Raw genomic sequence first — 25,157 nt, 5'->3', positions numbered from 1 at the left:
AGATCGGGCTTTTGAAGAGGACGGTGAGCCAGTGTAGTGAAAGGCCTTCGCGGGTGTCATCCCGCGTCCGGGCTCAACGTGCCGAGCCACGCCACCAAGGCGACGATCAGCAGGGCCATGCCCAGTTCCAGCAGCACGCTGCGTCTTAGCGCATTCGCCGCGACGACGTGCTGCTCATCGCGTACTGATCGTTCCAGCGCAGGCCCAAGGTGAAAGCGGTTCAGCGCGGCCAGCACCAACATCCCGGCAAACAGCAGAACCTTGATTGCCAGCAACATCCCGTAGGTGCCGAATAGCATGTCATCCAGCTTCGGGCCGACGATGAACAGGTAATTCACCACGCCAGTGATCGACAGCGTCAGCACAATCGCCGCGCCGACCCATTCGAAGCGTTTCACTGCATCAGCCAACAGGCGAATCCGCGTTTCATCCACACGGCCACGGGCCAGCAACACCAGCGCCAGCATGCCCCCCAACCATGCACCCGCCGCCAGCAGATGGAGGATGTCGCTGAGGAAATGCCAGGCCCGCAGCAGGCCCTCATCCATCGCCCCGTGTCCGCTCCACGCGAGAGAGGCGAGGGCGATCGCTCCGGCAATCGACACGATCCAGAAAACCGGCCGGATCAGCACTACAATCAGCACCACCAGGCGCACCACCCACGCCGCCCCGACATCCGTTTCCAGCAGCATCATCTGCAGGTGCGGCCACAGCGCGGCGAACTCGGTTTCGCCGCTCATGGCGCTGGTCATCAGCAACAATCCAGTCACAGACAGCAGCGCCCCGAGCAACGCCAACCCACGCAACATCGGGCCAAACCGCAGGACGACGTTACCGCTGTACAGCGCAAACAACGCCATCCCGAACAACAGCAGCAAATTCACATACAACGCCAGACGCAGGATGATGTTGCTCAGTTCAATCATCGCTCACTTCACTTTGAACATGACGTTGCCGGTGATCGGGTGCGTGTCGGACGACACCGCGCGCCACTCGACCTTGTAGGTGCCGACAGGCAGCGGGTCGAGCGGGGTGACGAGCATGGTTTTCGGGTCGCTGCCGGCGCTGATCCTGGCCTTCATCGGCATCGGCGAATGGGCCATGCCGGGCATCTCGGTCATCACCAGTTTGGCGCCAGAGAACTGGGTCAGCAGGTTCTCGGAAAAGTGCAGTTCGATCTTGCCGGGTGCTGCGCCGTCGGCGCCGTCGGCCGGGGTCGATGACAGCAGTTTCGGGTGGGCCTGGGCGAGGGTGCTCAAGAGCAATCCGCTGGCGAGTACAAGGGTGATATTCGACGTGCGCATGCAAGACCTCTGGGTTGTTTTCTAATGGGATTCAGAACCACATCCGCACGCCAAGCACGAGGCGCGCTTCGCTGCGATCCTCGCCTTCTTCGCGAGCGTAATCGGCGGTGTTGCCGTAGGTGCGGTTCCACGTCACGCCGATGTACGGCGCAAATTCACGGCGGATTTCATAGCGCAGGCGCAGACCTGCTTCGGTGTTCGACAGACCGGAGCCGAGGCCCCGTTGCGGGTCGTTCTTGCCGTAGACGTTGAGTTCGGCGGTGGGCTGCAGGATCAGCCGGTTGGTCAACAGAATGTCGTAGTCGCCCTCCAGCCGTACCGCGCTTTGCCCGCCCTCACCGAGAAACGCGGTGGCCTCGGCCTCGAAGTTGTACAGCGCCATGCCCTGCAAACCGAACGCGGCCCAGGTTTGCGGCGCGCCGGGTTTGAAGTCCTGGCGCACGCCGCTGACCACGTCCCACCACGGTGAAATGGCGTGGCCCCACAAGGCCTGGATCTCGGCGTCCTCGGTCTTGCCGTTGCTGCGTTCGCCTTCCGAACGCAGCCACAGGCGATCGATGTCGCCGCCGATCCAGCCAGACAGATCCCAGGCCAGCGTGCTGCCGTCATCGGCGTCCTGCCATTCGAGTTTGTCGGCAAGGAAGTACGTGTTGATTGCACTGTCATGCACCTGATGGCCGCCGGGACTGACGAACACGGCGGCGCGGTCGGCGTCGGTCAGCACCGGGATCGGCGTGCGGCTTTCAGTCGGCGCGGGTGGCTGCATCATGCCGTCGTCCATGCTTTGCATCGAGTGATCCATGCCGGGCATCTGGCTGTGATCCATGCCCGGCATGTCGTTGGCCGCCATGGCGCCTGTGCCGATGAGCAACACGCAGAACGCTGCGATTCGAGTCATGATCGGCCCCTTCATTCTTCCACCCGCACTTCGCGGAACATGCCCATTTCCATGTGATAGAGCAGATGGCAGTGATAGGCCCAGCGGCCCAATGCATCGGCTGTCACCCGGTAACTGCGGCGGGTGCCGGGCGGCATGTCGATGGTGTGTTTGCGCACCTGGAAGTTGCCGTTTTGGTCTTCCAGATCGCTCCACATACCGTGCAGGTGGATGGGGTGGGTCATCATTGTGTCGTTGACCAACACCAGGCGAATGCGCTCGCCGTACTTGAGGCGCAGCGGCTCGGCGTCGGAGAACTTGATGCCGTTGAACGACCAGGCGAATTTCTCCATGTGCCCGGTCAGGTGCAGCTCAATCGTGCGGCCGGGGTCGCGGCCGTCCGGGTCTTCGAAGGTGCTGCGCAGGTCGGCGTAGGTCAGCACGCGGCGACCGTTGTTGCGCAGACCGAGGCCAGGGTCATCGAGTTTGGGGGCGGTGCTCATGGCTTGCATGTCCACCAGCGGATTGTCTTTCTCGCTGGCGGGGTGGGATTGCATCGGGCCTATCGCCGAGTGATCCATGCCCGCCATGTCGCTCATGTCCATCGAGCCGTGATCCATACCGCCCATGCCCATGTCGTCCATGGTCACCAACGGACGTGGGTCCAGCGCAGGCACCGGGGCTGACAAACCGGCACGCGTTGCCAGGGTGGCGCGGGCGTAACCGGTGCGGTCCATGGCCTGGGCGAACAGGGTGTGGGCCTCGGCGGCGGGTTCGACGATCACGTCGTAGGTTTCCGCCACCGCGATGCGCAGCTCATCGACGCTGACCGGTTTGACGTGCAAGCCGTCCGCCGCGACCACGGTCATTTTCAGTCCGGGGATGCGCACATCGAAGTAGGTCGTGGCCGAGCCGTTGATCAGGCGCAGGCGCAGTTTTTCGCCGGGGCGAAACAGCCCGGTCCAGTTGGAATCGGGGGTGTGGCCGTTGATCAGGAAGGTGTAGGTGGCGCCACTGACGTCAGCGATGTCGGCAGGGTTCATCTTCATTTCGGCCCACATGGTGCGGTCGGCGACGGTGGCGCTCCAGCCTTTTTCGCTGACGTCGTCGATGAAATCGCCGACGGTGCGCTTGTGGTAGTTGTAGTAGTCGGACTGCTTTTTCAGGGTCTTCATCAGGCTGGCCGGGGCTTCGTCGGTCCAGTCGCTGAGCATCACCACGTAGTCGCGGTCGTACTGGAACGGCTCCGGTTCCTTGGCGTCGATCACCAGCGGCCCGTAGACTCCGGCCTGTTCCTGCAACCCGGAATGGCTGTGATACCAGTAGGTGCCGTGCTGCCGCACCTTGAACTGGTAGACGTACACGCCACCCGGTTCGATGCCATGGAAACTCAGGCCCGGCACGCCGTCCATGTTGGCCGGCAGCAGGATGCCGTGCCAGTGAATCGAGGTGCTGTCCTTGAGCCGGTTGCGCACCCGCAGCGTCACCGTATCGCCCTCGCGCCAGCGCAGCAGCGGGCCGGGCAGACTGCCGTTGATGGTCAGCGCGGTGCGTGGGCTGCCGGTGAAGTTGACCGGGGTTTCGCCGATGAACAGCTCGAACTCGCTGCCGCTCAGTTGGTTGATCTGCCCCGATTCGCTTAGCGCCCAGACCGGCGCGCGCCACAGGCCGAGGCCGCCGAGCAGGCCGCTGGCGGCGAGGCCTTTGACGAAGGCGCGTCTTGAAGTGGTGGAAGGCATGCGCTGGAAGTCCCCGTTTGACACATGACGGGGAGGCTAACCAGCGCTGGCTTTCAGTTGGCTGAGAGGGGGATTACAGTTTTGACAGGTTCAGCTGTCTGCTCACTCAAGCGTTTGAATTCCAGCGCTCGTGATGATGCGTGAATGGGATTTAAAACAGCTGAGCGCAAGTGCTCCCAGCCCACGACGTGTTCAGCGCGCTGTTGCCAGGTGAGCGCACGTGCAAGTCCGGGGCGCAACGGTTTCTGGGTCACCTTGCTGTTGCGTGTGGCAATGCAGAAACCTGTGTAGCGAGGCAGGTCATACAGGTTCAAGCGCAACAAATCTCTGCTGCACAACAGCAAGATATCGCCGAAGGCGAACAATGGAAACGCCGTGACTTCGACCTTTTTCTTTTCATTGAGTCTGGTTCGCCACTCTCTGTTATCTACGTCGCCGAGGCTGATGCTTTCATCCAGAATGAAACGCGCCGGCATTTGACGGATAGCCAGGTTTCCGGCGGCTGCGTAGGTGATGCTTGGCATTGCTCCAGGTGATAGAAGAAGAAACGCGCTGAACAGCACCAGTGCTGTTGCGATGCCATAAGCGATACGCGCAAAGACATGACCTTTACTGATGTAAAAAATGAAAACCGGAACGAGGCTCAAAACGAGTGTGCCTAAGCAGAGTAATCCGACGACCATTACTGCGTCAGCGTTATCTTCGCCGACGTAAGTCGAGAGAATTAATAAGGTCGGGAGTGAAGCGAAGAGAACGGCAAGGCCGACGATGCTACCGATAAGGAGTCGAAAGAAATTTTTCTCCCAGCCCAGCATTTTTTCGGTGTTTTGGTTGAAGATTTTTCGAAAGGGTTTGAACAGGAAAAGCGCGGAGTAGGCGAGCAGGGTTACCAAAAAGACTGTCAGCATCGAAATCCCGGCACTGAATCTTTCAGGAAAAATGAAAAGTAGAATAGTAAAAGTAAAAAAGCCAGAGCACAGAGGAAGTAGCAGCCAACTAGCGATTCGATTGTGTTTTTTGGGTACTTTATCGAACATCGACACCGTGATGCCGTAAAAACAAGCGCTGGCGGAGAGTACGACCAGATAGCCGATCATGATCAGCACAATTAATTGCAGCCAGATGGCAAGCACCGATTTGGCATCGATACTCGGCAGGAAAAGATCTGTACGACCAATCGCACGGGTATAGATATACAGCCCAAGGATCGCCAGGCCTGCACCAAGGAGGCCCAGCGTGACGGTGATCTGGCTCCAGTAATCAAGAACCCGTTTGAAATTGCGTTTAAAGAATTGCGTAAGCGGCGTTACGGTCAAAGCATCCATGCGGTCAGGTTTTCCAATGGGTTGGACTAGTGGTCCTGTAACGACAAGCGGCCAGAATCCTTTAGGAAATCTGGCCGTTGAGTGTGGCGGATCGAGCACTCAGTCTTGATGGTGACAGAGAGTACCTAAAGCCCCAGTCCTTCCTGCACCACCTGCAACAGGTTGTTTTCGGTCAGCGCGATGGCATCCAGCTCCTGACCGGTTTCCACCGTCTGCAACCACCAATGACTTTCGTGGTGTTCATCGACGGTGCGCAGCAGATAGGTGTTGCGCTCGGGCAGGGTGATCTGCACGCGCCCGGCGCCGTCCTCGGTAAAACGCGCGATGGGATCAAATGTCAGGGTTTGTTGGTTGGCCTCTATCACCAATTGGTCGATCGCGTAATCGTGGCTTTCGCCATCGGGCGAGCTTTCGCAAACGTGGGTCGGATTGCGGCGGATTTTCAGGCCGACTTCGGTGACTGGCTGCAGCCAGGCCTCGATGCGGTGGTACAGATCGTAGACCTGCGCCGGCCAGCAATCGATCTCCAGCGCGGCATCCGCGTGGGTATGCCGGGTTTGCTTGAGTTTGGCGGCCAGTTCGTCTGCTTTACTCATTTCGGATCCCTTGGTTTGATGTCTGCCTGTTAATCGTAGACCTTTCAACGGCGTACGGCGTTGCCTTGCGTCATGCGCTTGCAACACAAGCGTGTCGAAATCAGCGCTGGCCAGCCTGGCCAGGATCGAAAACCACGGACGCAGGCGTCCCAAGGAGCGGGTACATGAAAAAGCTGTTTACAATTCTGGCGCTGATCGCGCTGACGGCCGGTAGCATCGGCCTGAGTTCGGCGCGTCAGTCGCACGCCAGCAAAGTGCAAACGGAGGCGGTGGCGGGGCAGTTCGATTACTACCTGCTGACGTTGTCCTGGTCACCGACGTTCTGCCTGACCCATAAAGATGACGTGCAATGTTCCGGCAAGGGCTACGGCTTCGTGCTGCACGGTTTGTGGCCGCAATATGCCAACGGTGGCTGGCCGGAATCCTGCCCACCGCTGACCATGCTGACGGCGGCGGAAACCAGCAAGGGCCTGACGCTGTTCCCGACCAAGAAACTGCTCGACCACGAATGGTCCAAGCACGGTACCTGCAGCGGTCTGGGTGCGATGGGTTATCTGGACGAAGCGGACAAAGCCGTCGGCGCGGTGAAAATCCCCCAAGAGCTGCAACCGTTCAGCAGCTCCTACTACTTTGAAGCCCAGGAAATCGCCGACCTTTTCCGCAAGGCCAACCCGGGGATTCCAGCGGATGGTATCGCGGTAGTCTGCAGCGGTCCGGAACTGTCGGAAGTGCGGGTGTGCATGGGCAAGGATCTGCAGTTCGGTGCCTGCGGCAAGGGCGTGAAGACCCAGTGCCGGGCGGGGGATATTCGGGTGCCGCCGTCGCGTTGATGTGAGCAGTTCCCACGAACAGAAAAGGGCGCCCCGATCGGGCGCTTTTTTTTGCCTGAAGGTTTGAAGCACCCGGAAAATTCACGCATGCTTGCGCCCCCCAAAGGATGACCCGCCACACTGCAAGGAGCTGTTCATGAGCGGAAAACCCGCCGCCCGCGTCACCGACCCAACCGCCTGCCCACTCCCGGGACATGGCACCAATCCGATTGCCAGTGGCTCGCCGAATGTGAATTTCGACGGATTGGCGGCTGCGCGAATGACTGATAAATCAGCGTGCGGTAGCCCCATTACTGGCGGCGTTTCCTCGACGGTGTTTATCAATGGCTTGAACGCCGCGACCCTGGACAGCACCGGGGGGCACGGCAATGTGGTCATTGGTGGGTCAGGCACGGTCATCATCGGTGACACAGTAACAGCGGCGCCTTTCAGTGGTCTGCTGCCAATGCCGGTGCATTTCACGGACAAGTTGAAACTGGTCAATGACGTGACCGGTGAGCCCATGATCAATCATCCCTACGTGATTCAGCGCGCAGATGGGCGACTGGAACATGGGGTGTCTGACGCTAACGGGTTCACCCACGAAGTCAGCTCGCACCTGCCTGAAACCATCAAGTTGTTTTTGGAGGAGTGAGGCATGGCCGCTGAAACAGTAACGTGCGCGAAAGGCAACAATTACAAGTTGCACAAGGAACATGCGCTGACGGACAAGAAGGATGTCAGTGACAAGCCTGTGCCGGTGGAGAGTACCAAGGCGATTGTGTTTTTTATTGGCGGCGCAGGGGATAAGGAAAGTTATTATTTTTCCGGACCGTTCGGGAACGTGAACCAGGCCATGACCGGTTTCGACAAACGTAATTTAGACCTGACCAAACTAGGCAAGTATAAATCCCAATGGCTTGGGTATAACGAGGTTCGGGGAAAGAAGGACATCCAAAAAAATGTTCTCAACATAATTCCCTACAAGTCTTGCCCAATCTACATTGTCGGTCACAGCCTTGGGGGATGGAACGGCGCGCATTTGACCTGTGTAATGTCGGAGTGGGGTTACAGGATCAACATGCTCGTTACGCTCGACCCCGTAGGTGAAGGTACTTTGGTGTGGCTGGGGTCCGATATCTACGGAGACAAACCGACACCGGTGGCTGATTTCTGGATAAACATAAAGGCTATGCCCTCCAAGCCAGACCAATCCGACTCGGTGGCGGATTTTGGGGAAAAATGGCAAGTGCTGTGCGGGCCTGACATTAATGTCACCATGGATACGAACCACGCTAATGCTCCAGCGATGTTTACCCGACCTGTCGCTGAAGGAAAATCGGCAAGTGACTTGATGTTCGAGTCAATTCGAGAGAGCAATCGCTGATGAAAAGATTGTCTGTTCTTCTGTTGGCCATATTGTGCTCGTCATGTGCCAAAGATCACACAGTGCCTCCTGCGAATCTCAACTTTCTGTCAGTCGAAAGGGAAAGTATTGGTCTGCTTTACAAAATTCATTACGGCTCGGATGTAAATCTTTTGGATTTGTTCGGAAGAGGTATGGAGAAGGGCGCAGCGTCGACGATGTTTGAGTGTCCGCTTGGTGATGATCAGAATTTTTCCATCACTAACCGATTCAGGTACTCGGCTTACGGACTGATTGAGGTGGACGAAACCAGTCAGGCAGGCGGTAAATTCAACTACATGACGAGTGCTTTTTTGCGACAGACCCAAAATAACGGTACTTCGCAAGAGGATCTCTCTGTACAGGAGTTGAATGACCTTCTGTTTGGTAAACAACAAATCCCCTGCAAAGTCGTCGTCACCGCGTACGGCTACAAACCCTACTACTCAAACACCATGAACCTGCCGGTCGCGGATCTGCTGCGCGAAATCAACAAACCCCGATAACCGTCATCGGTGCCCTGCGCAGATACGCGAGGCGATCACCCGCAAAACCACAACTGAAAATAAATCGACGTGCGGAGGTCATCCATATCCCTCGCGCGCCGATACAACGGGGCGGGCGAGTGTTGGCGCGGCGGGTTTGCCGAGCACACCCCGGTGGGCTACGCTCACGAAAAGCAAGGGTTTCGGGCTGCGGCCCCTGTCGTACCTGCCCAGGACACGTTTTTGCCAATCCCCATTCACGACCCGCATCAGACTCCCGGCACGCTTAAACGCTTGCCGCTGCGCAAGGCGGCAGCGTTGTTCATCGTTGCGGTGTGCCTGTGCCTGTCCGGCTTGCTCTATTTGCAACTGGAGCAGACGCGGCGCCAGGATCTGGCGAACGCGCAGATCGCCTCCACCAACCTGACCCGGGCCATGGCGCAGCAGGCCGAAGACACCTTTCTGGCCGCCGACCTGGTGCTCACCAGTCTGGCCGATTGGGTCGAGGACGATGGTTACGGCGCCGCGCAACGACCGCGTCTGCAAAAAACCTTCGCCCGTCGGGTGCAGCAACTGGAACAACTGCACGGGATGTTCCTGTTCGACCGCGAGGGGCAGTGGGTGATTACCTCGTTTCCCGACTTGCCCCGTGGCGACGGCGTGGTCGACCGCGAATACTTCAAGTTTCACCAGCAGAACGTTTCCACCGTGGCGCACATCGGCCGGGCGATTCGCAGCCGCGAGAATGGCGAGTGGATCATCCCGATCTCGAAACGCATCAACGACCGCGACGGCAATTTTCAGGGCGTGCTGATGGCCGGGATCAAGATGGCGTACTTCGACCGGTTCTTCAAAAGCTTCAGCCTCGATGACAACGGCATCATGTTCCTCGGACTCAAGGACGGCACCCTGCTGGCGCGGCGGCCGTTTGACGAAAGCCTGATCGGTTCGTCGCTGGCGCAAGGCAAGATTTACCAGAAACTGCTGCCCGAAGCCCCCGCCGGCACCGCGATGATCCGCTCAGTGGTCGATGGCGTGGTGCGTTTGTACGGTTATCGGCAGTTGGGCTCGTACCCGCTGGTAGTCGCGGCGGCGTCATCGCGCGACACGATTCTCAAGGGTTGGTATGAGCGGGCCTTTCAGTCCAGCGTGATCGTCGCGCTGGTGATCCTTGGCGTTGGCTTGTTTGGCTGGGTGTTCATTCATCAGGTGCGCGACGGCGAGCGCATCGAGAAGAACCTGCGCAAGGCGCAACGGGCGCTGGAGCAGATCGCAACCCATGACAGCCTGACGGGGCTGGCCAATCGGAGACTGTTCGAGCGCTCACTGGAGATCGAATTTGCCCGTGGCGCGCGGCAGTCGAGTCCGGTCGGCCTGATCATGCTCGATATCGATTTCTTCAAACGCTACAACGATGCCTACGGCCATGTGGCGGGCGACCATTGCCTGACTCAGGTGGCCCAGGCGTTGAAGAGTTGCTGTCAGCGTAAAGCCGATCTGGCAGTGCGTTATGGTGGCGAGGAATTCGCGGTGCTGCTGCCGGACACTGACATCAACGGCGTGCTGGCGATTGCCGGGCAGATTCGCCGCAGCGTGATGGACAAGCGCATCACCCACAGCGGTTCGCCGACCGGGTATCTGACGGTGAGTCTGGGCTGTTACTCGTTTATTCCCCGCGGCAATGACAGCCTGGAAGTATTTATCCAGCGGGCCGACGCGGCGTTGTATCAGGCGAAGAATGCCGGACGCAATCGCGCGGCGGTGTTGTCGCTGGAGGCGGAGGTTGCCGAGTTGATGCGTTCGGATCGCTGAGGTTTTCGCGATCAACTGTGGCGAGCGAGCGAGCGAGCGAGCCGCCGTCGCCACAGTTTCATGTCTAACTACCAACCATCACGCCGGTTCATTCAGCTGCCCGAGCCACCGCCCGCGCCGCCAGTCCCGCCGCCTGCCGCACCGGTTCCGCCGCCAGCGCCCGAGCCCGATCCCATGGCGCCGCCGTTGGTGCCGGTGCCGTTGCCAGAACCGGGACTGCCAGCGCCGTTACTGCCGGCAGGCGCGCCCGGGGTGTTGTCCGGTGGCTTGGGCGTGCTTTTGTTGACGTCGGGGTTGGTGCCGGAGGTGGCGGAACTGTCGTTCGCCGCAAAGCTGGCGGCCGAGGCGCTGGCGAGCAGGCCGGCGAGCAACAAAGAGGTGAGTGTGTGCATTGTCATGGTACGTCTCCAGAAAGGGTCGGTTACCTGAATTTGGTCTGACACCGGTCGCGGTTGGTGCCGATTGGCTGACGAGCGGTTAACGAACCTCAGCGTCGCTCGTCCGCCAGTTTCTGCTCCAGCGCCAGGCGCACCTGCGGCCACTCGTCATCGATGATGCTGAAGCGCACCGAGTTGCGCTTGCGCCCGTCCGGCATGATCCGCTCGTGGCGCACGATGCCTTCCTGCTGCGCACCGAGGCGCAGGATCGCGTCGCGCGATTTCTGGTTGTTCTCGTCCGTGGTGAACTGCACCCGCACGCAGTCGAGCACCTCGAAGGCATGGCGCAGCATCAGGTACTTGGCTTCGGTGTTGACGAAGGATTTCTGCCAGCGCGCGGCGATCCAACTGCTGCCGATTTCCAGTTTGCGATTGAGCGGATCGATCTTCCAGAAACGGGTCGAGCCGATCACTTCGCCGTTGTCCTTCAACACAATCACAAACGGTATGACCGTGCCGGCGTCGCGGCCGTCGAGGGCCTTTTTCAGGTAGCTGTCGACGGTGCTCGCAGACGGCACCACGGTGACGGTGAGGTTCCACAGCTCGCCGTCGGCGGCCGCGTGGAGCAGGGCGTTGGCGTCGCTGTACTGAAGCGGGCGCAGGAGGAGGCGCGGGCCTTGCAGCGTGGTGAGCATGGGTGCAGGTCTCGGCAGATCGGGCGGGTGGCGAGCGCCTATTACGCCGCAGCCGGATGATCCGATGCAACCACCGTCGTCAGCCCAAGGTCACAATCTTCACACGTTGTTTGCCGGAGCCTGGACGATGAAAAACCTGCGGATCGCCACCTTCAACGTCAACGGCTTGCGTGCGCGGCTGCCGAACCTGCTGGAATGGCTCAAGCGCGAGCAGCCGGACATCGCGTGCCTGCAGGAACTCAAGTCGGTGGACAGTGCATTCCCTGTTGCCGAATTGGAGGCGGCGGGTTACGGCGCGACCTGGCAGGGTCAGGCGTCATGGAACGGGGTGGCGATCCTCGCCCGCGATGCGCAACCGCTGGAAAGCCGCCGTGGTTTGCCGGGCGACCCCGAGGATAAGCACAGCCGCTATCTGGAGGCGGCGGTGCACGGTGTGCTGGTCGGGTGCCTGTACCTGCCCAACGGCAACCCGCAACCGGGACCCAAATTCGACTACAAACTGGCCTGGTTCGAGCGCTTGATCCGCTACGCGAAAGACCTGCAAAGCAGCGATCATCCGGTGGTGCTGGCCGGTGATTACAACGTGGTGCCTACCGACATGGACATCTACAATACGCGCTCCTGGCTCAAGGATGCGTTGCTGCAACCCGAGAGCCGCGAGTGTTATCAACGCTTGCTGGCGCAGGGCTGGAGCGATTCGCTGCGACACCTGTATCCCGACGATCGCCTCTACACGTTTTGGGATTATTTCCGCCAGCACTGGCAAACCAACTCCGGCCTGCGCATCGATCATCTGCTGCTTAACCCAGCACTCAGTCCGTATCTACACGAGGCTGGGGTAGATGCGTGGGTACGCAATGAGCCACATGCCAGCGACCATGCCCCGACCTGGATTCGCATCGGTTCACGCAAACGTCGGTAGCGGTGATTGGCGAAATCAATTGTCGGACTCAGGGGGCAATCCCGTATACATGTCGGCCATCGGCGCAGCGATCCGCGGCCACATGCAAAAGGACTGAGCAATGAGCGAGCCACGTCTGGCGAATCCGGCGTTGTACCTGCAACGCCTGGGGTTCGATGCCCCACCGGCACCGACCCTGGAAACCCTGCGGCAATTGCAGTTGCGCCATACCGGGGTCTTTGCCTTCGAGAACCTGTCGACGATCACGGGCGCGCCGGTGCTGATCGATCTGGCATCGGTCGAGCAAAAAGTCCTGAACGGTGGCCGTGGTGGCTACTGCTACGAACTGAACAATCTGTTTCTGACGTTGTTGCTGGAATTGGGCTTCGAGGCGCGTGGCATCTCGGGGCGCGTGGTGCTGGCGCAGCCCGAAGGCACGTGGACGGCGCGCACCCATCGCTTGAGTCTGGTGATCATCGATGGCGAGCGCTACATCACCGATGTCGGCTTCGGCGGCATGGTGCCGACCGCGCCGCTGCTGCTCGATATCGAGGATGCACAGCCGACGCCGCACGAGTCCTATCGCATCGAAAAACAGGCCGACGGCTACATGCTGCGCGCCGATGTCGCGGGCGAGTGGCGGTCGATGTACCTGTTTGATCTGCAACGCCAGGAAGATATCGATTACACCCTCGGCAACTGGTATGTCTCGACCCATCCCGAGTCACCGTTTGCCAAGCGGTTGATGGTCGCGCGTACTGGCGATGGCTGGCGTCGGACACTGAACAACGGCAGCTTCGCGATTCATCGCATGGGCGCCGAGAGTGAGCGGCGCGAAATGGCGGATGTCGATGAACTGATTGAAGTGCTGGAGCAAGAGTTCGATCTGCGTCTGCCTGACCAGCCACAGGTGCGCCAGTCGCTGGCGCGGATGCTCGTGCCCGTCTGATTTCAGGGCTTGGCTTCCGGCTCCAGAACCCGGCGGATTTCCCCGACCGCCGCCGACAGCTTTTTTTCCAGACTCTTGAGGTCGGCGGCGGTAATCCCCTGCTTGAAATGCCCGGCGTGCGGCACGTCGGGCTGCTGCGGTTTGCTTTCAGCCTCCAGCAGGGCGTGGCGCAAGGTGTTGTTGATGACCGTCTGATAACCGAACCCTTCATTTTCCGCCACGCTGCGGGCGGCTTCGATGACGGCGTCGTCGAGCATGATGGTGATGCGGGTCTTGCCCTTGTTGGGCGCCAGAGCGCCGCGTTTGCCCTGCGAGAAGTCATATTCATCTTTCATCGGTCAAGCCTCCAGAAAGTAAGCGCAACATTCGCTCGGTGTAGCGACACGTGCAGAAATGATTCGAACGACATTGGCTTCGCGATAACTGTACGCAACCACCAGCAAACGCCCTTTGCCATCGAGACCGAGGGTGATCCAGCGCTGTTCGTCATGGTCGTTGTCCTCAATCCGTCAGGGCGCGTTCGTCGTGAAAGACCGGCTCGGTCTCGGCAAGGCTGACGCCCCTGTGCTTGAGTTTGTTGGCTGCGTTCTTGCTTTTGTCGAACTGAATTTCGAATGACTTCATTATGCATACTTTATATGTATAAAAAAGAGCGCCCATGCACCGCTGGTCGCCATGAACACTTCAGCCTGGTGCGATAAAAACGGGGGCAGGAGGGGATGTGTTGCCGGATTTGTGGGAGATGGAGGTGGCGAGATAGAAGGTTGGGTGGCTACCTATCCATTATGTGACCGGCAAGTTGTATACAACTCTATGGACATTTGTCACGAGTATTGAATACAGTGTGCGCATAACAAAAACCAGGGAACCCCCCAACATGAAAACGCCCCATGTTTCACACCAACGGCCCGAGGACGAAAATCTCGGGGTCGGCGCGAATATGGCTTACGGCCTGCAACATGTTCTGACGATGTATGGCGGTATCGTCGCGGTGCCACTGATCATCGGTCAGGCGGCCGGCCTGTCGCCGGCGGACATTGGTTTGTTGATTGCTGCTTCATTGTTTGCGGGGGGGCTGGCGACACTGCTGCAAACCCTGGGTCTACCGTTTTTTGGCTGTCAGTTGCCGCTGGTGCAGGGCGTGTCGTTCTCGGGTGTGGCGACCATGGTCGCAATCGTCAGCAGTGGCGGGGAGGGCGGCTTTCAGTCGGTGCTGGGGGCGGTAATTGTCGCGTCGTTGATCGGCTTATTGATCACGCCGGTGTTCTCGCGCATCACCAAGTTCTTCCCGCCGCTGGTGACCGGCATCGTGATCACCACCATCGGCCTGACGCTGATGCCGGTGGCCGCGCGCTGGGCCATGGGTGGCAACAGTCACGCGCCGGACTTCGGCAGCATGCAGAACATCGGTCTGGCGGCGGTAACGCTGGTGCTGGTGTTGCTGCTGAGCAAGGTCGGCAGTTCGACCATCTCGCGCCTGTCGATCCTGTTGGCCATGGTGATCGGTACGGTGCTGGCGGTGTTCCTCGGCATGGCCGACTTCTCCGGTGTCGCTCAAGGGCCGATGTTCGGCTTCCCGACACCGTTCCACTTCGGCATGCCGACCTTCCACTTCGCCGCCATCCTGTCGATGTGCATCGTGGTCATGGTGACCCTGGTGGAAACCTCGGCAGACATCCTGGCGGTCGGTGAAATCATCGGCACCAAGGTCGACTCCAAGCGCCTCGGTAACGGACTGCGCGCAGACATGCTGTCGAGCATGTTTGCGCCGATCTTCGGTTCGTTCACCCAAAGCGCGTTCGCCCAGAACGTCGGGCTGGTGGCAGTGACCGGGATCAAGAGCCGTTATGTGGTGGCCACTGGCGGTATCTTCCTGGTGATTCTCGGCCTGCTGCCGTTCATGGGACGGGTGATTGCGGCGGTGCCGACCTCGGTGCTCGGCGGTGCCGGTATTGTGCTGTTCGGCACAGTGGCAGCGAGCGGCATCCGCACGCTGTCGAAGGTGGATTACCGCAACAACGTCAACCTGATCATCGTCGCGACGTCGATCGGCTTCGGCATGATCCCGATTGCCGCGCCGAACTTCTACGATCATTTCCCAAGCTGGTTCGCGACCATTTTCCATTCGGGCATCAGCTCGTCGGCGATCATGGCGATCGTGCTGAACCTGACCTTCAACCACTTCACCGCCGGCAATTCGGATCAGCAGTCGGTGTTTGCCGCAGCGGAAGAGCGGACCCTGCGCTATCGCGATCTGGCGGCGCTGCGTGAAGGCGATTACTTCAGTGACGGCAAGCTGCATGATTGCGATGGCAAGGAAGTGCCGGTGATCGAGGTCGATTCGGATCATGACCATGGTCACGGTGCGCCGAAGACGCAGATGAAGAGCGGCGAACACGTCTGACCGCTGATGGCATGAAAAAGGCCGATCTGGAGACAGATCGGCCTTGTTCGTTTTGCAGCGGATTTTCGATCATCCACAAAAAAGCCCCTGAATCTTTCGATTCAGGGGCTTTGCTATTTGGCTCCACAACCTGGACTCGAACCAGGGACCCAATGATTAACAGTCATTTGCTCTACCAACTGAGCTATTGCGGAATTGGTGCGTATGTTACTGATTCAAAAAGAGAAGTCAAGCATTGGGTGTGAAGTTTCTGGTTTTATCAGGACGGACGGTGATTTGTCAGTGATTAGCGATTACCAGAACCGCCTCATACGTCTACCATGGTCGCCCGGAAGTGGTCACACGCGCTGCCGGCCATTCGCCGAAAAGGTACGCGCCATGAATCAATCCGTTCTCGTTTCCCGTCCAGACGAGGTGTTCGCATGAGCATCGCGCAAATCAGCCTGCCCAAAGGGGTCGGCCCGCACGCCGAGAAACTCTTCGACGCGATCACTCAGGCCAGCACCACTGAAGAATTGAACCGTGCTGGCGGCAAGGCCGAAGGGTTTGTGCTGGGCCTGGAAAGCACCAAGGCGATAAAAAGCCAGATCGCCGAATCGCTATACGTCGCTTATGACGATGCGGCCAGTCAGCGCGCGAGCGAGCTGGCTTAACTGCCGAAGGTGATCGTGCCTAGCAGCAACTTGGCGTAAGCCGCCGTGGCGGCCAGTTGCACCAGCCACAGGGCCAGGCCACCGAGAAACACCCCTGCTGCGACTTGCAGCACCAGGCTTTTTTCGCGTTTGGCCGATGCGCGGGGGATGAAATCATCCAGATCGTCACGGTCGGCGCGCAGGTTGTCGTTTTTCATTGGGTTTCTCACAAAATTCTGAGGTGTACACATTAACCTGTAGGAGTGAGCCTGCTCGCGATAGCGGTGTGTCAGACAGTGATGATGAGCCTGACGAGACGCCATCGCGAGCAGGCTCACTCCTACAATGGGATTTATGTGCAGTCTAGAGGTTAAGCAGCGTTCATTCGGACAAATAAAAAACGGGAAGCCCCAGGGCTTCCCGTTTCTCATTGCAAAGCGCAATCAGATGACCTGAACGATCGCATCCGTTACCGCTTTGATGTTGCTCTGGTTCAGCGCGGCCACGCAGATGCGGCCGGTGTCCAGGGCGTAGATGCCGAACTCGTTACGCAGGCGATGCACTTGTTCAGTGGTCAGGCCGGAGTAGGAGAACATCCCGCGCTGACGGCCGACGAAGCTGAAGTCACGCTGCGGGGCTTTTTCGGCCAGCAGGGCAACCATCTGCTCGCGCATGCCACGAATGCGCAGACGCATTTCAGCCAGTTCGGCTTCCCACTGGGCGCGCAGTTCCGGGCTGTTCAACACAGCGGCGACGATGCTTGCACCGTGGGTCGGCGGGTTGGAGTAGTTGGTGCGGATCACGCGTTTGACCTGCGACAGCACGCGCGCGCTTTCTTCTTTCGACTCGCTGACGATCGACAGGGCGCCAACGCGCTCGCCGTACAGCGAGAACGACTTGGAGAACGAGCTCGAGACGAAGAACGTCAGGCCGGACTCAGCGAACAGACGCACAGCTGCGGCGTCTTCGTCGATGCCGTCGCCGAAACCCTGGTAAGCCATGTCGAGGAACGGCACGTGACCTTTGGCCTTCACCACTTCGAGCACGTTGTTCCAGTCCGCCGGGGTCAGGTCGACGCCGGTCGGGTTGTGGCAGCAGGCGTGCAGGATAACGATCGAGCCGTTCGGCAGGGCGTTGAGGTCTTCGAGCATGCCGGCACGGTTCACGTCGTGGCTGGCGGCGTCGTAGTAACGGTAGTTCTGCACCGGGAAGCCGGCGGTTTCGAACAGCGCGCGGTGGTTTTCCCAGCTCGGGTCGCTGATCGCCACGACGGCGTTCGGCAGCAGTTGCTTGAGGAAGTCGGCACCGATTTTCAGTGCGCCGGTTCCGCCGACGGCCTGAGTGGTGACGATCCGACCGGCAGCGATCAGCGGCGAGTCGTTACCGAACAGCAGCTTTTGCACCGCCTGGTCGTAGGCCGCGATGCCGTCGATCGGCAGGTAGCCACGGGAGGCGTGCTGAGCAGCGCGAATGGTTTCGGCTTCGATCACGGCGCGCAGCAGGGGAATTCGCCCCTCTTCGTTGCAGTACACACCGACGCCCAGGTTGACCTTGGTGGTCCGGGTATCGGCGTTGAATGCTTCGTTGAGGCCCAGGATTGGATCGCGGGGTGCCATTTCGACAGCGGAGAACAGGCTCATTATTACGGCGGCTCTGAATGGATAATGGAGGGACGTGTGGCGCTCCAGCCGAATGCACTAGAGCGGTGCACAAACGGGGAGCTAGTATAGAGGCCATCACTGAGCAATGGCGACAGGCGATTAGGTTTTTCGGCCAAGTTTTTCCGATTATTTTTTGACCGTTAGTCGATTGGTCTTGTCGCAGACTTTACCGGATGTAGGACGTTTGCCTTGAAAGGTGAGGCAATCGACTCCACATTGAGCACAATCTTCGTTTTTCCTTGGGCGACAACGGTCGTTTGCGGTCATCCCCGTGACTCGACTGTTTTCTGCGCGAGCCGCGATCCCAGAGGTGTGTATGTCCGAATTCCAGCTAGTCACCCGCTTCGAGCCCGCCGGCGATCAGCCGCAAGCCATTCGCCAACTGGTCGAGGGCATCGAAGCCGGGCTGGCGCACCAGACGCTGCTCGGTGTGACCGGCTCGGGCAAGACCTTCAGCATCGCCAACGTCATCTCGCAAGTGCAGCGCCCGACGCTGGTGCTGGCGCCGAATAAAACCCTCGCCGCGCAGCTTTATGGTGAGTTCAAGGCGTTTTTCCCGAACAACGCCGTCGAATACTTCGTGTCTTACTACGACTACTACCAGCCTGAAGCCTATGTGCCTTCGTCCGACACCTTCATCGAGAAGGACGCGTCGATCAACGATCACATCGAGCAGATGCGCCTGTCCGCGACCAAGGCGTTGCTCGAACGCAAGGACGCGATCATCGTCACCACGGTGTCGTGCATCTACGGCTTGGGCAGCCCGGAAACCTATCTGAAGATGGTGTTGCACGTCGATCGCGGCGACAAACTCGATCAGCGCGCATTGCTGCGGCGTCTGGCCGACTTGCAATACACCCGCAACGACATGGATTTCGCCCGGGCGACGTTCCGTGTGCGTGGCGACGTGATTGACATCTATCCGGCCGAATCCGATCTGGAAGCGATCCGCATCGAGCTGTTCGACGATGAAGTGGAGAGCATTTCCGCGTTCGACCCGTTGACCGGCGAAGTCATCCGCAAGATGCCGCGCTTCACCTTCTACCCGAAGAGCCACTATGTGACGCCGCGCGAAACCCTGCTCGACGCTATCGAACACATCAAAGTTGAATTGCAGGAGCGCCTCGAATACCTGCGCAGCAATAACAAACTGGTGGAGGCCCAGCGCCTGGAGCAGCGCACCCGTTTCGATCTGGAGATGATTCTCGAGCTGGGTTACTGCAACGGCATCGAAAACTACTCGCGCTACCTGTCCGGACGCCCGGCCGGTGCCGCGCCACCAACGCTCTACGATTACCTGCCGGCCGACGCCTTGCTGGTGATTGACGAATCCCACGTCAGCGTGCCGCAAGTCGGCGCGATGTATAAGGGCGACCGCTCGCGTAAAGAGACGTTGGTGGAATACGGTTTCCGTCTGCCGTCGGCGCTGGACAACCGGCCGATGCGCTTTGATGAATGGGAAGGGGTCAGCCCGCAGACCATTTTCGTCTCGGCGACGCCGGGAAACTACGAGGCCGAGCACGCCGGGCGTGTGGTCGAGCAAGTGGTGCGCCCGACCGGTCTGGTCGATCCGCAAGTCGAGGTGCGTCCGGCGCTGACCCAGGTCGATGACCTGCTCTCGGAAATCACCAAGCGCGTAGCGGTTGAGGAGCGGGTGCTGGTTACCACGCTGACCAAGCGCATGGCCGAAGACCTCACCGATTACCTCGCCGATCACGGTGTGCGCGTGCGTTATCTGCACTCGGACATCGACACCGTCGAGCGGGTCGAGATCATCCGCGACCTGCGCCTGGGCACCTTCGATGTGCTGGTGGGGATCAACCTGCTGCGCGAAGGCCTGGACATGCCGGAAGTGTCGCTGGTGGCGATCCTCGATGCCGACAAGGAAGGCTTCCTGCGTTCCGAGCGTTCGCTGATCCAGACCATTGGCCGCGCGGCACGGAACCTCAATGGCCGGGCGATTCTCTACGCTGACCGTATCACCGGCTCGATGGAGCGGGCGATCGGCGAAACCGAGCGTCGTCGCGACAAGCAGATCGCCTTCAACCTGGAAAACGGCATCACCCCCAAAGGTGTGTTCAAGGACGTCGCCGATATCATGGAAGGCGCCACCGTGCCGGGCTCGCGCAGCAAGAAGCGCAAGGGCATGGCCAAGGCTGCCGAAGAAAACGCCAAGTACGAAGCCGAACTGCGTTCGCCGAGTGAAATCACCAAACGTATTCGGGCGCTGGAAGAGAAGATGTATCAGCTGGCGCGGGATCTGGAGTTTGAAGCGGCGGCGCAGATGCGTGATGAGATTGCCAAACTGCGTGAGCGGCTTTTGGCTGTGTAAGGATGATCGTTCCCACGCTCTGCGTGGGAATGCAGCCCCGGACGCTCCGCGTCCGCTGTGACGCAGAGCGTCACCGGAGTCATTCCCACGCGGAGCATGGGAACGATCAGTTGCAGTTAGTGGGATTCACCAGCCTTCAATCCTTGCGGCAGTTTTTTGGTCAGCAAAATCGCCAACATGCTGATCCCCAGCGCAATCCCGACAAAGTGAAACGCATCGTTGTAGGCCATGATCAGTGCCTGCTGATGAACGATCTCGCTCAACTTGCCCAGCGCCGCCGTATCGCTGCCAAACCGGTCGGACATCGACGCCAGGCGCTCGGCCACCTGCGGATTGGTCGGCACCACCGCCTCACGCAAGTAATCGAAGTAAGTCTTGGTGCGTGCATCCAGCAGCGTGGCGAGCAGGGCGATGCCGATCGCGCCGCCGAGGTTACGCAGAATATTGAACAGGCTCGACGCCGACCCCGCGTCCTGCGGCAGGATGTACGCCGTGGCGATCAGTGAAATGGTCACCATGATCAGCGGTTGGCCCAGTGCGCGGATGATCTGGATCTGATTGAACTGCGGCCCGGCGAAATCCGGGTTAAGCACCCCCGACGAAAAACTCGCCAGCCCGAACAAGCCGAAGCCCAGCGTGCACAGCCATTTTGGCGAGACGAACTGCATCAGCTTCGGCACCAGCGGAATCAGGAACAGCTGCGGCACGCCCATCCACATGATCACTTCGCCGATCTGCAGGGCGTTGTAGTTCTGGATCTGCGCCAGATACAGCGGCAGCAGGTAAATCGACCCATACAACCCGACACCCATGCCCAGGCTGGAAATGCTCGACAGGCCGAAATTGCGATTGCGCAGGATGCCGAGGTTGATCAGCGGATTGGGCTTGGAAACCTGCACGATCACAAAGGTGATCAGGCTGATGAGGGCAATGCTGCCCAGGGTCACGATCAGGTTCGATTCGAGCCAGTCCTTGCGATGACCTTCTTCAAGAAACACCTGCAGGCACCCGAGGCCGATGCCGAGGGTGAGGATGCCGGTGTAGTCGGTGCTCTTCAGCAGTTCCCAGTGCGCTTCTTTCTTTTCCAGGCCGTACATCAGTCCGGCGATCATGATCAGCCCCGGCGGGATGTTGATGTAGAAGATGTATTCCCAGCCCCAGTTTTCCGTGAGCCAGCCGCCGAGGGTAGGGCCGATGGACGGGGCGAAGGTGGCGGTCATGGCGAACATCGCCATGCCTTTGGCGCGGTGGTGTTCGGGGAGTTTGATCAGGGTCAGGGTGAACGCCAGCGGGATCAGCGCGCCGCCGGTGAAGCCCTGCATGGCGCGAAACACGATCATGCTTTCGAGGCTCCAGGCCATCGAGCACAGCAAGGACGAAGCCAGAAACCCCAGCGACACCCACACTGCCAGCCGCCGCGCCGAGAGCAACTGCACCAGCCACGCGGTCAGCGGGATCATGATGATTTCCGCGACCAGGTACGAGGTGGAAATCCACGAGCCTTCTTCCAGCGTCGCCGACAGCGCGCCCTGAATATCTTTCAGGGAGGAGTTGGTGATCTGGATGTCGAGCACCGCCATGAACGCGCCGAGCATCACGCTCATCACCGCAATCCAATCGCGCCGGGTCGGTTCGCCGACCGGGCGGATCAGCGAATCACCGGCCATTGTCTGGGGCGTCTTTGATGTTCACGGTGGCGGTGACCGACATGCCCGGGCGGATTTTGCCGTGCAGCGGATTGTCAGCCTTGAACGTCAGTTTCACCGGAATCCGTTGCACGACTTTGGTGAAGTTGCCGGTGGCGTTGTCCGGCGGCAGCAGGCTGAACTGCGCACCCGAGGCGGCAAACAGGCTGTCGACCCGCGCTGCGATCGGGGTGTCGCTGTAGGCATCGAAGGTCAGCTCGGCTTTTTGTCCGGGGAGCATGTGGCCGATCTGGGTTTCCTTGAAGTTCGCCTGCACCCAGATGTCTTCGTCCGGGACGATCGACAACAAGTAAGCACCGGCCTGCACCACCTGACCATTGCGCGCGGCGCGCTGGCCAACCAGGCCGCTGATCGGCGCGTGGATTTCGCTGCGGGTCAGGTTGAGTTCGGCTTGGGCGAGGTCGGCGCGGGCGTTGGCGATCTGCGCGTCGAGGCGTTTGATTTCGGCGGTGAGGGCATTGACCTGCTGGCGCTGGCTCTGTGCATCGGCCTGCGCCTTGGCAACCTGCGAGCGGGCGATGTGGGTGTCGGCGGAAAGGGTGGTGACCCGCTCTTCAGAGACATAACCGGGTTTGCGCAGGGTTTCGGCGCGCGACAAGTCGATCTGCGAACGGCCGAGGGTGGCTTGGGTGGTCGCCACTTGTGCGTCGCTGGCGGCGATCAGGCTCGATTGCTGGGTCAGCTTGCTCTGGGCTTGCAGGCGTTCGGCTTCGCGGGTGGCGAGCGCCGCATTGGCGCGATCCACAGCCAGGCGGAAATCATTGGGTTCAAGGCGCACCAGCAGTTGGCCTTTTTCCACGTGTTGATTGTCCTGCACCAGCACTTCGTCGATGCGCGCGCCCAATTGGCTCGACACGCGGGTGATTTCGCCCTGGACATAAGCGTTGTCGGTGCTTTCATAAAAGCGTCCCTTGAAAAACCAATGGGCGAAGAAGCCCCCGGCGATCAACAGAACCAGTAACAGGAAAATAAACAGGCGACGCTTGAGTTGGGCAGGCATGGGCAAACTGTAGTCGAGGAATTGTAAGGAAAGTTATCAGGAGGCGAATCTGGCACGAAGCCGATAAGCGGTAAATGCCATCGGCTGATATTCGACCATTCGCCGCGCTCTATGGGCGTTACAGACGCAAACTTGGCTTAAATGCCCTGCCCGCTGGAGCGGGGCGGGTATCGCCTGTTACCATTCGCCGCTTGATTGTTTTGCTTTTCATTCTTTTCGAGACATGCCATGACCACCGTCCGCACTCGCATCGCGCCATCGCCTACCGGGGACCCCCACGTAGGTACCGCTTACATCGCATTGTTCAACTACTGCTTTGCCAAGCAGCATGGCGGTGAGTTCATCCTGCGCATCGAAGACACCGACCAGTTGCGTTCGACCCGCGAGTCCGAACAACAGATCTTCGACGCCCTGCGCTGGCTGGGGATCGACTGGAGCGAAGGCCCGGACGTCGGCGGCCCGCACGGTCCGTACCGCCAAAGTGAGCGTGGCGATATCTATCAGAAGTATTGCCAGCAACTGGTCGACATGGGGCACGCGTTCCCGTGCTTCTGCACCGCAGAAGAACTCGACCAGATGCGCGCCGAACAAATGGCGCGTGGCGAAACCCCGCGTTACGACGGCCGCGCGCTGCTGCTGTCCAAGGAAGAAGTCGCCGCGCGTCTGGCTGCTGGCGAACCGCACGTGATCCGCATGAAGGTGCCGAGCGAAGGCGTCTGCGTGGTGCCGGACATGCTGCGTGGCGATGTCGAGATCCCGTGGGATCGCATGGACATGCAAGTGCTGATGAAGACCGACGGTCTGCCGACGTACTTCCTCGCCAACGTGGTCGACGACCACCTGATGGGCATCACCCACGTGCTGCGCGGCGAAGAGTGGCTGCCGTCGGCACCGAAACTGATTCTGCTGTACGAGTATTTCGGCTGGGAACAACCGGAGCTGTGCTACATGCCGCTGCTGCGTAACCCGGACAAGAGCAAGCTGTCCAAGCGCAAGAATCCGACCTCGGTGACTTTCTACGAGCGCATGGGCTTCATGCCGGAAGCGATGCTCAACTATCTGGGCCGCATGGGCTGGTCGATGCCGGACGAGCGCGAGAAGTTCTCGCTGCAGGAAATGGTCGACAACTTCGACCTCAAGCGCGTATCGCTCGGCGGGCCGATCTTCGACATCGAGAAGCTGTCGTGGCTCAACGGTCAGTGGTTGCGTGATCTGCCGGTGGAAGAGTTCGCCGCACGTGTGCAGAAGTGGGCGTTCAACTCCGAATACATGATGAAGATTGCGCCGCTGGTGCAGGGCCGCGTGGAAACCTTCAGCCAGGTTGCACCGCTGGGCGGGTTCTTCTTTGCCGGTGGCGTGAACCCGGATGCCAAGCTGTTCGAATCGAAGAAGCTTTCGGGCGATCAGGTTCGCCAACTGATGCAGTTGATCCTGTGGAAGCTCGAAAGCCTGCGTCAGTGGGAGAAGGACAGCATCACCGCAACGATTCAGGCGGTGGTCGAGTCCCTCGAGCTGAAGCTGCGTGACGCGATGCCGCTGATGTTTGCCTCGATCACCGGTCAGGCAAGTTCGGTGTCGGTGCTCGATGCGATGGAAATCCTCGGGCCGGACCTGACGCGTTTCCGTCTGCGTCAGGCGATTGACCTGCTGGGCGGCGTGTCGAAGAAAGAAAACAAAGAGTGGGAAAAGCTGCTGGGCGCGATTGCCTAAGCACGTCTGACTCTGCAGGAACCGCCGAGGGCCGGGATCGATTGATTCCGGCCTTCGGCGTTTTTCCCCCGGATTTTCGGGGGGAGGGCGGTAAGTGATTGTTATGCCGACAAAAAACTTTGATTTTTTTCAAAAATAAGTTTGACAGGCTTTCGATAGGCCCTTAAGATTCGCCCCGTCCTCAGCGATGACATCAACGATGAGGGGCTATAGCTCAGCTGGGAGAGCGCTTGCATGGCATGCAAGAGGTCGACGGTTCGATCCCGTCTAGCTCCACCAATTTACACTTCGAAGCCTGGCCACACCGGCTTCGAAGCGATCAACACCAGGCGTTGATCAGTTGTATAGAAGGGTTTGCGTCCCCTTCGTCTAGTGGCCTAGGACACCGCCCTTTCACGGCGGTAACAGGGGTTCGAGTCCCCTAGGGGACGCCAGTTT

24 protein-coding genes, 3 tRNA genes and 1 pseudogene are annotated in these 25,157 nt (G+C 59.6%); 13 read left to right on the top strand and 15 right to left on the bottom strand.

Features of this window, described 5'->3' with window-relative positions; translation table 11 throughout:
* Window positions 1-56: 56 nt before the first annotated feature.
* From copD to QMK55_RS03555, 6 genes are all read right to left on the bottom strand, one after another.
* On the bottom strand, window positions 57-926 hold the full coding sequence (gene copD, locus QMK55_RS03580) for a copper homeostasis membrane protein CopD (RefSeq protein ID WP_320328678.1): 870 nt from the start codon (window positions 924-926) through the stop codon (window positions 57-59).
* 3 nt (window positions 927-929) lie between these two features.
* Window positions 930-1,304: a copper homeostasis periplasmic binding protein CopC gene (gene copC, locus QMK55_RS03575; RefSeq protein ID WP_102358641.1), complete on the bottom strand. Its 375-nt coding sequence runs from the start codon at window positions 1,302-1,304 to the stop codon at window positions 930-932.
* A gap of 31 nt (window positions 1,305-1,335) precedes the next feature.
* Window positions 1,336-2,154 carry a copper resistance protein B gene (locus QMK55_RS03570; RefSeq protein WP_256588268.1) on the bottom strand — a complete coding sequence of 273 codons (819 nt, stop codon included), beginning with the start codon at window positions 2,152-2,154 and terminating at the stop codon, window positions 1,336-1,338.
* Window positions 2,155-2,213: 59 nt separating this feature from the next.
* Window positions 2,214-3,920, bottom strand: a complete 1,707-nt coding sequence (locus QMK55_RS03565; protein ID WP_320328677.1) for a copper resistance system multicopper oxidase — start codon at window positions 3,918-3,920, stop codon at window positions 2,214-2,216.
* 53 nt (window positions 3,921-3,973) lie between these two features.
* Window positions 3,974-5,245, bottom strand: coding sequence for a hypothetical protein (locus QMK55_RS03560; protein WP_320328676.1), 1,272 nt, complete (start codon window positions 5,243-5,245; stop codon window positions 3,974-3,976).
* Window positions 5,246-5,370: 125 nt separating this feature from the next.
* The gene (locus QMK55_RS03555; protein WP_098964677.1) at window positions 5,371-5,841 is read right to left on the bottom strand and encodes a hypothetical protein; all 471 of its coding nucleotides are present in this window, start codon (window positions 5,839-5,841) and stop codon (window positions 5,371-5,373) included.
* Between the two features lie 164 nt (window positions 5,842-6,005).
* Between QMK55_RS03555 and QMK55_RS03550 the strand changes: the two genes are divergently transcribed.
* The 5 genes from QMK55_RS03550 (at window position 6,006) to QMK55_RS03530 (ending at window position 10,352) form a co-directional block, all read left to right on the top strand.
* Window positions 6,006-6,671, top strand: a complete 666-nt coding sequence (locus QMK55_RS03550) for a ribonuclease T2 (RefSeq protein WP_102358644.1) — start codon at window positions 6,006-6,008, stop codon at window positions 6,669-6,671.
* A gap of 136 nt (window positions 6,672-6,807) precedes the next feature.
* Complete coding sequence (locus QMK55_RS03545; protein ID WP_003226482.1) at window positions 6,808-7,305, top strand: PAAR domain-containing protein; 498 nt, start codon at window positions 6,808-6,810, stop codon at window positions 7,303-7,305.
* Between the two features lie 3 nt (window positions 7,306-7,308).
* Window positions 7,309-8,037, top strand: a complete 729-nt coding sequence (locus tag QMK55_RS03540) for an alpha/beta hydrolase (RefSeq protein WP_320328675.1) — start codon at window positions 7,309-7,311, stop codon at window positions 8,035-8,037.
* Window positions 8,037-8,561, top strand: a complete 525-nt coding sequence (locus tag QMK55_RS03535; RefSeq protein ID WP_320328674.1) for a hypothetical protein — start codon at window positions 8,037-8,039, stop codon at window positions 8,559-8,561. Before QMK55_RS03540 ends, QMK55_RS03535 begins: the two co-directional genes overlap by 1 nt.
* A 222-nt stretch (window positions 8,562-8,783) precedes the next feature.
* Window positions 8,784-10,352: a diguanylate cyclase gene (locus tag QMK55_RS03530; protein ID WP_320328673.1), complete on the top strand. Its 1,569-nt coding sequence runs from the start codon at window positions 8,784-8,786 to the stop codon at window positions 10,350-10,352.
* Window positions 10,353-10,444: 92 nt separating this feature from the next.
* Here QMK55_RS03530 and QMK55_RS03525 read toward each other — a convergent pair whose 3' ends face one another.
* Window positions 10,445-10,750, bottom strand: coding sequence for a hypothetical protein (locus QMK55_RS03525; protein ID WP_102358646.1), 306 nt, complete (start codon window positions 10,748-10,750; stop codon window positions 10,445-10,447).
* Window positions 10,751-10,839: 89 nt separating this feature from the next.
* On the bottom strand, window positions 10,840-11,424 hold the full coding sequence (locus QMK55_RS03520; RefSeq protein ID WP_320328672.1) for a GNAT family protein: 585 nt from the start codon (window positions 11,422-11,424) through the stop codon (window positions 10,840-10,842).
* 127 nt (window positions 11,425-11,551) lie between these two features.
* Between QMK55_RS03520 and xth the strand changes: the two genes are divergently transcribed.
* Window positions 11,552-12,346 (top strand): exodeoxyribonuclease III, encoded by a 795-nt coding sequence (xth, locus tag QMK55_RS03515; RefSeq protein WP_102358648.1) that lies wholly within the window; start codon window positions 11,552-11,554, stop codon window positions 12,344-12,346.
* A 100-nt stretch (window positions 12,347-12,446) separates the two neighbouring features.
* Complete coding sequence (locus QMK55_RS03510; RefSeq protein WP_320328671.1) at window positions 12,447-13,274, top strand: arylamine N-acetyltransferase family protein; 828 nt, start codon at window positions 12,447-12,449, stop codon at window positions 13,272-13,274.
* A 2-nt stretch (window positions 13,275-13,276) separates the two neighbouring features.
* On the opposite strand, the gene QMK55_RS03505 is transcribed toward QMK55_RS03510, so the two are convergent.
* Window positions 13,277-13,609 carry a BrnA antitoxin family protein gene (locus QMK55_RS03505; RefSeq protein WP_102358650.1) on the bottom strand — a complete coding sequence of 111 codons (333 nt, stop codon included), beginning with the start codon at window positions 13,607-13,609 and terminating at the stop codon, window positions 13,277-13,279.
* Between the two features lie 3 nt (window positions 13,610-13,612).
* A pseudogene (locus QMK55_RS03500) lies at window positions 13,613-13,898 on the bottom strand (BrnT family toxin).
* A gap of 253 nt (window positions 13,899-14,151) precedes the next feature.
* On the opposite strand from QMK55_RS03500, the gene QMK55_RS03495 reads away from it, so the two are divergent.
* A complete protein-coding gene (locus QMK55_RS03495; RefSeq protein ID WP_320328670.1) occupies window positions 14,152-15,678 on the top strand; it encodes a nucleobase:cation symporter-2 family protein in 1,527 nt (508 codons plus the stop codon).
* A 118-nt stretch (window positions 15,679-15,796) separates the two neighbouring features.
* On the opposite strand, the gene QMK55_RS03490 is transcribed toward QMK55_RS03495, so the two are convergent.
* Window positions 15,797-15,872, bottom strand: a tRNA-Asn gene (locus QMK55_RS03490).
* A gap of 228 nt (window positions 15,873-16,100) precedes the next feature.
* On the opposite strand from QMK55_RS03490, the gene QMK55_RS03485 reads away from it, so the two are divergent.
* Entirely contained in the window at window positions 16,101-16,331 is a 231-nt protein-coding gene (locus tag QMK55_RS03485; RefSeq protein WP_102358652.1) for a hypothetical protein, read from the top strand.
* Here QMK55_RS03485 and QMK55_RS03480 read toward each other — a convergent pair.
* Window positions 16,328-16,528: a hypothetical protein gene (locus tag QMK55_RS03480; RefSeq protein ID WP_102358660.1), complete on the bottom strand. Its 201-nt coding sequence runs from the start codon at window positions 16,526-16,528 to the stop codon at window positions 16,328-16,330. The genes QMK55_RS03485 and QMK55_RS03480 overlap by 4 nt on opposite strands.
* 225 nt (window positions 16,529-16,753) lie before the next feature.
* Window positions 16,754-17,950: an amino acid aminotransferase gene (locus QMK55_RS03475; RefSeq protein ID WP_102358653.1), complete on the bottom strand. Its 1,197-nt coding sequence runs from the start codon at window positions 17,948-17,950 to the stop codon at window positions 16,754-16,756.
* A gap of 337 nt (window positions 17,951-18,287) precedes the next feature.
* Here QMK55_RS03475 and uvrB point away from each other — a divergent pair, with 337 nt between their 5' ends.
* Window positions 18,288-20,303: an excinuclease ABC subunit UvrB gene (gene uvrB / locus QMK55_RS03470; RefSeq protein ID WP_102358654.1), complete on the top strand. Its 2,016-nt coding sequence runs from the start codon at window positions 18,288-18,290 to the stop codon at window positions 20,301-20,303.
* Window positions 20,304-20,419: 116 nt separating this feature from the next.
* Here the strand turns inward: uvrB and QMK55_RS03465 are convergent, their stop codons facing one another.
* A complete protein-coding gene (locus tag QMK55_RS03465; protein ID WP_178082169.1) occupies window positions 20,420-21,910 on the bottom strand; it encodes an MDR family MFS transporter in 1,491 nt (496 codons plus the stop codon).
* A gap of 49 nt (window positions 21,911-21,959) precedes the next feature.
* Window positions 21,960-23,009 carry an HlyD family secretion protein gene (locus QMK55_RS03460; protein WP_102358657.1) on the bottom strand — a complete coding sequence of 350 codons (1,050 nt, stop codon included), beginning with the start codon at window positions 23,007-23,009 and terminating at the stop codon, window positions 21,960-21,962.
* 228 nt (window positions 23,010-23,237) lie between these two features.
* Here QMK55_RS03460 and gltX point away from each other — a divergent pair, with 228 nt between their 5' ends.
* From gltX to QMK55_RS03445, 3 genes are all read left to right on the top strand, one after another.
* Window positions 23,238-24,719 (top strand): glutamate--tRNA ligase, encoded by a 1,482-nt coding sequence (gene gltX / locus QMK55_RS03455; RefSeq protein WP_102358658.1) that lies wholly within the window; start codon window positions 23,238-23,240, stop codon window positions 24,717-24,719.
* Between the two features lie 203 nt (window positions 24,720-24,922).
* Window positions 24,923-24,998 (top strand) — tRNA-Ala (locus tag QMK55_RS03450).
* Between the two features lie 79 nt (window positions 24,999-25,077).
* Window positions 25,078-25,153, top strand: a tRNA-Glu gene (locus QMK55_RS03445).
* Window positions 25,154-25,157: the final 4 nt, after the last annotated feature.

The organism is Pseudomonas sp. P8_229 (genome assembly GCF_034008635.1).
Taxonomy (GTDB): Bacteria; Pseudomonadota; Gammaproteobacteria; order Pseudomonadales; family Pseudomonadaceae; genus Aquipseudomonas.
The sequence above is the reverse complement of the archived record's forward strand: the minus strand, read 5'-3'. Positions and strand labels throughout refer to the sequence as shown.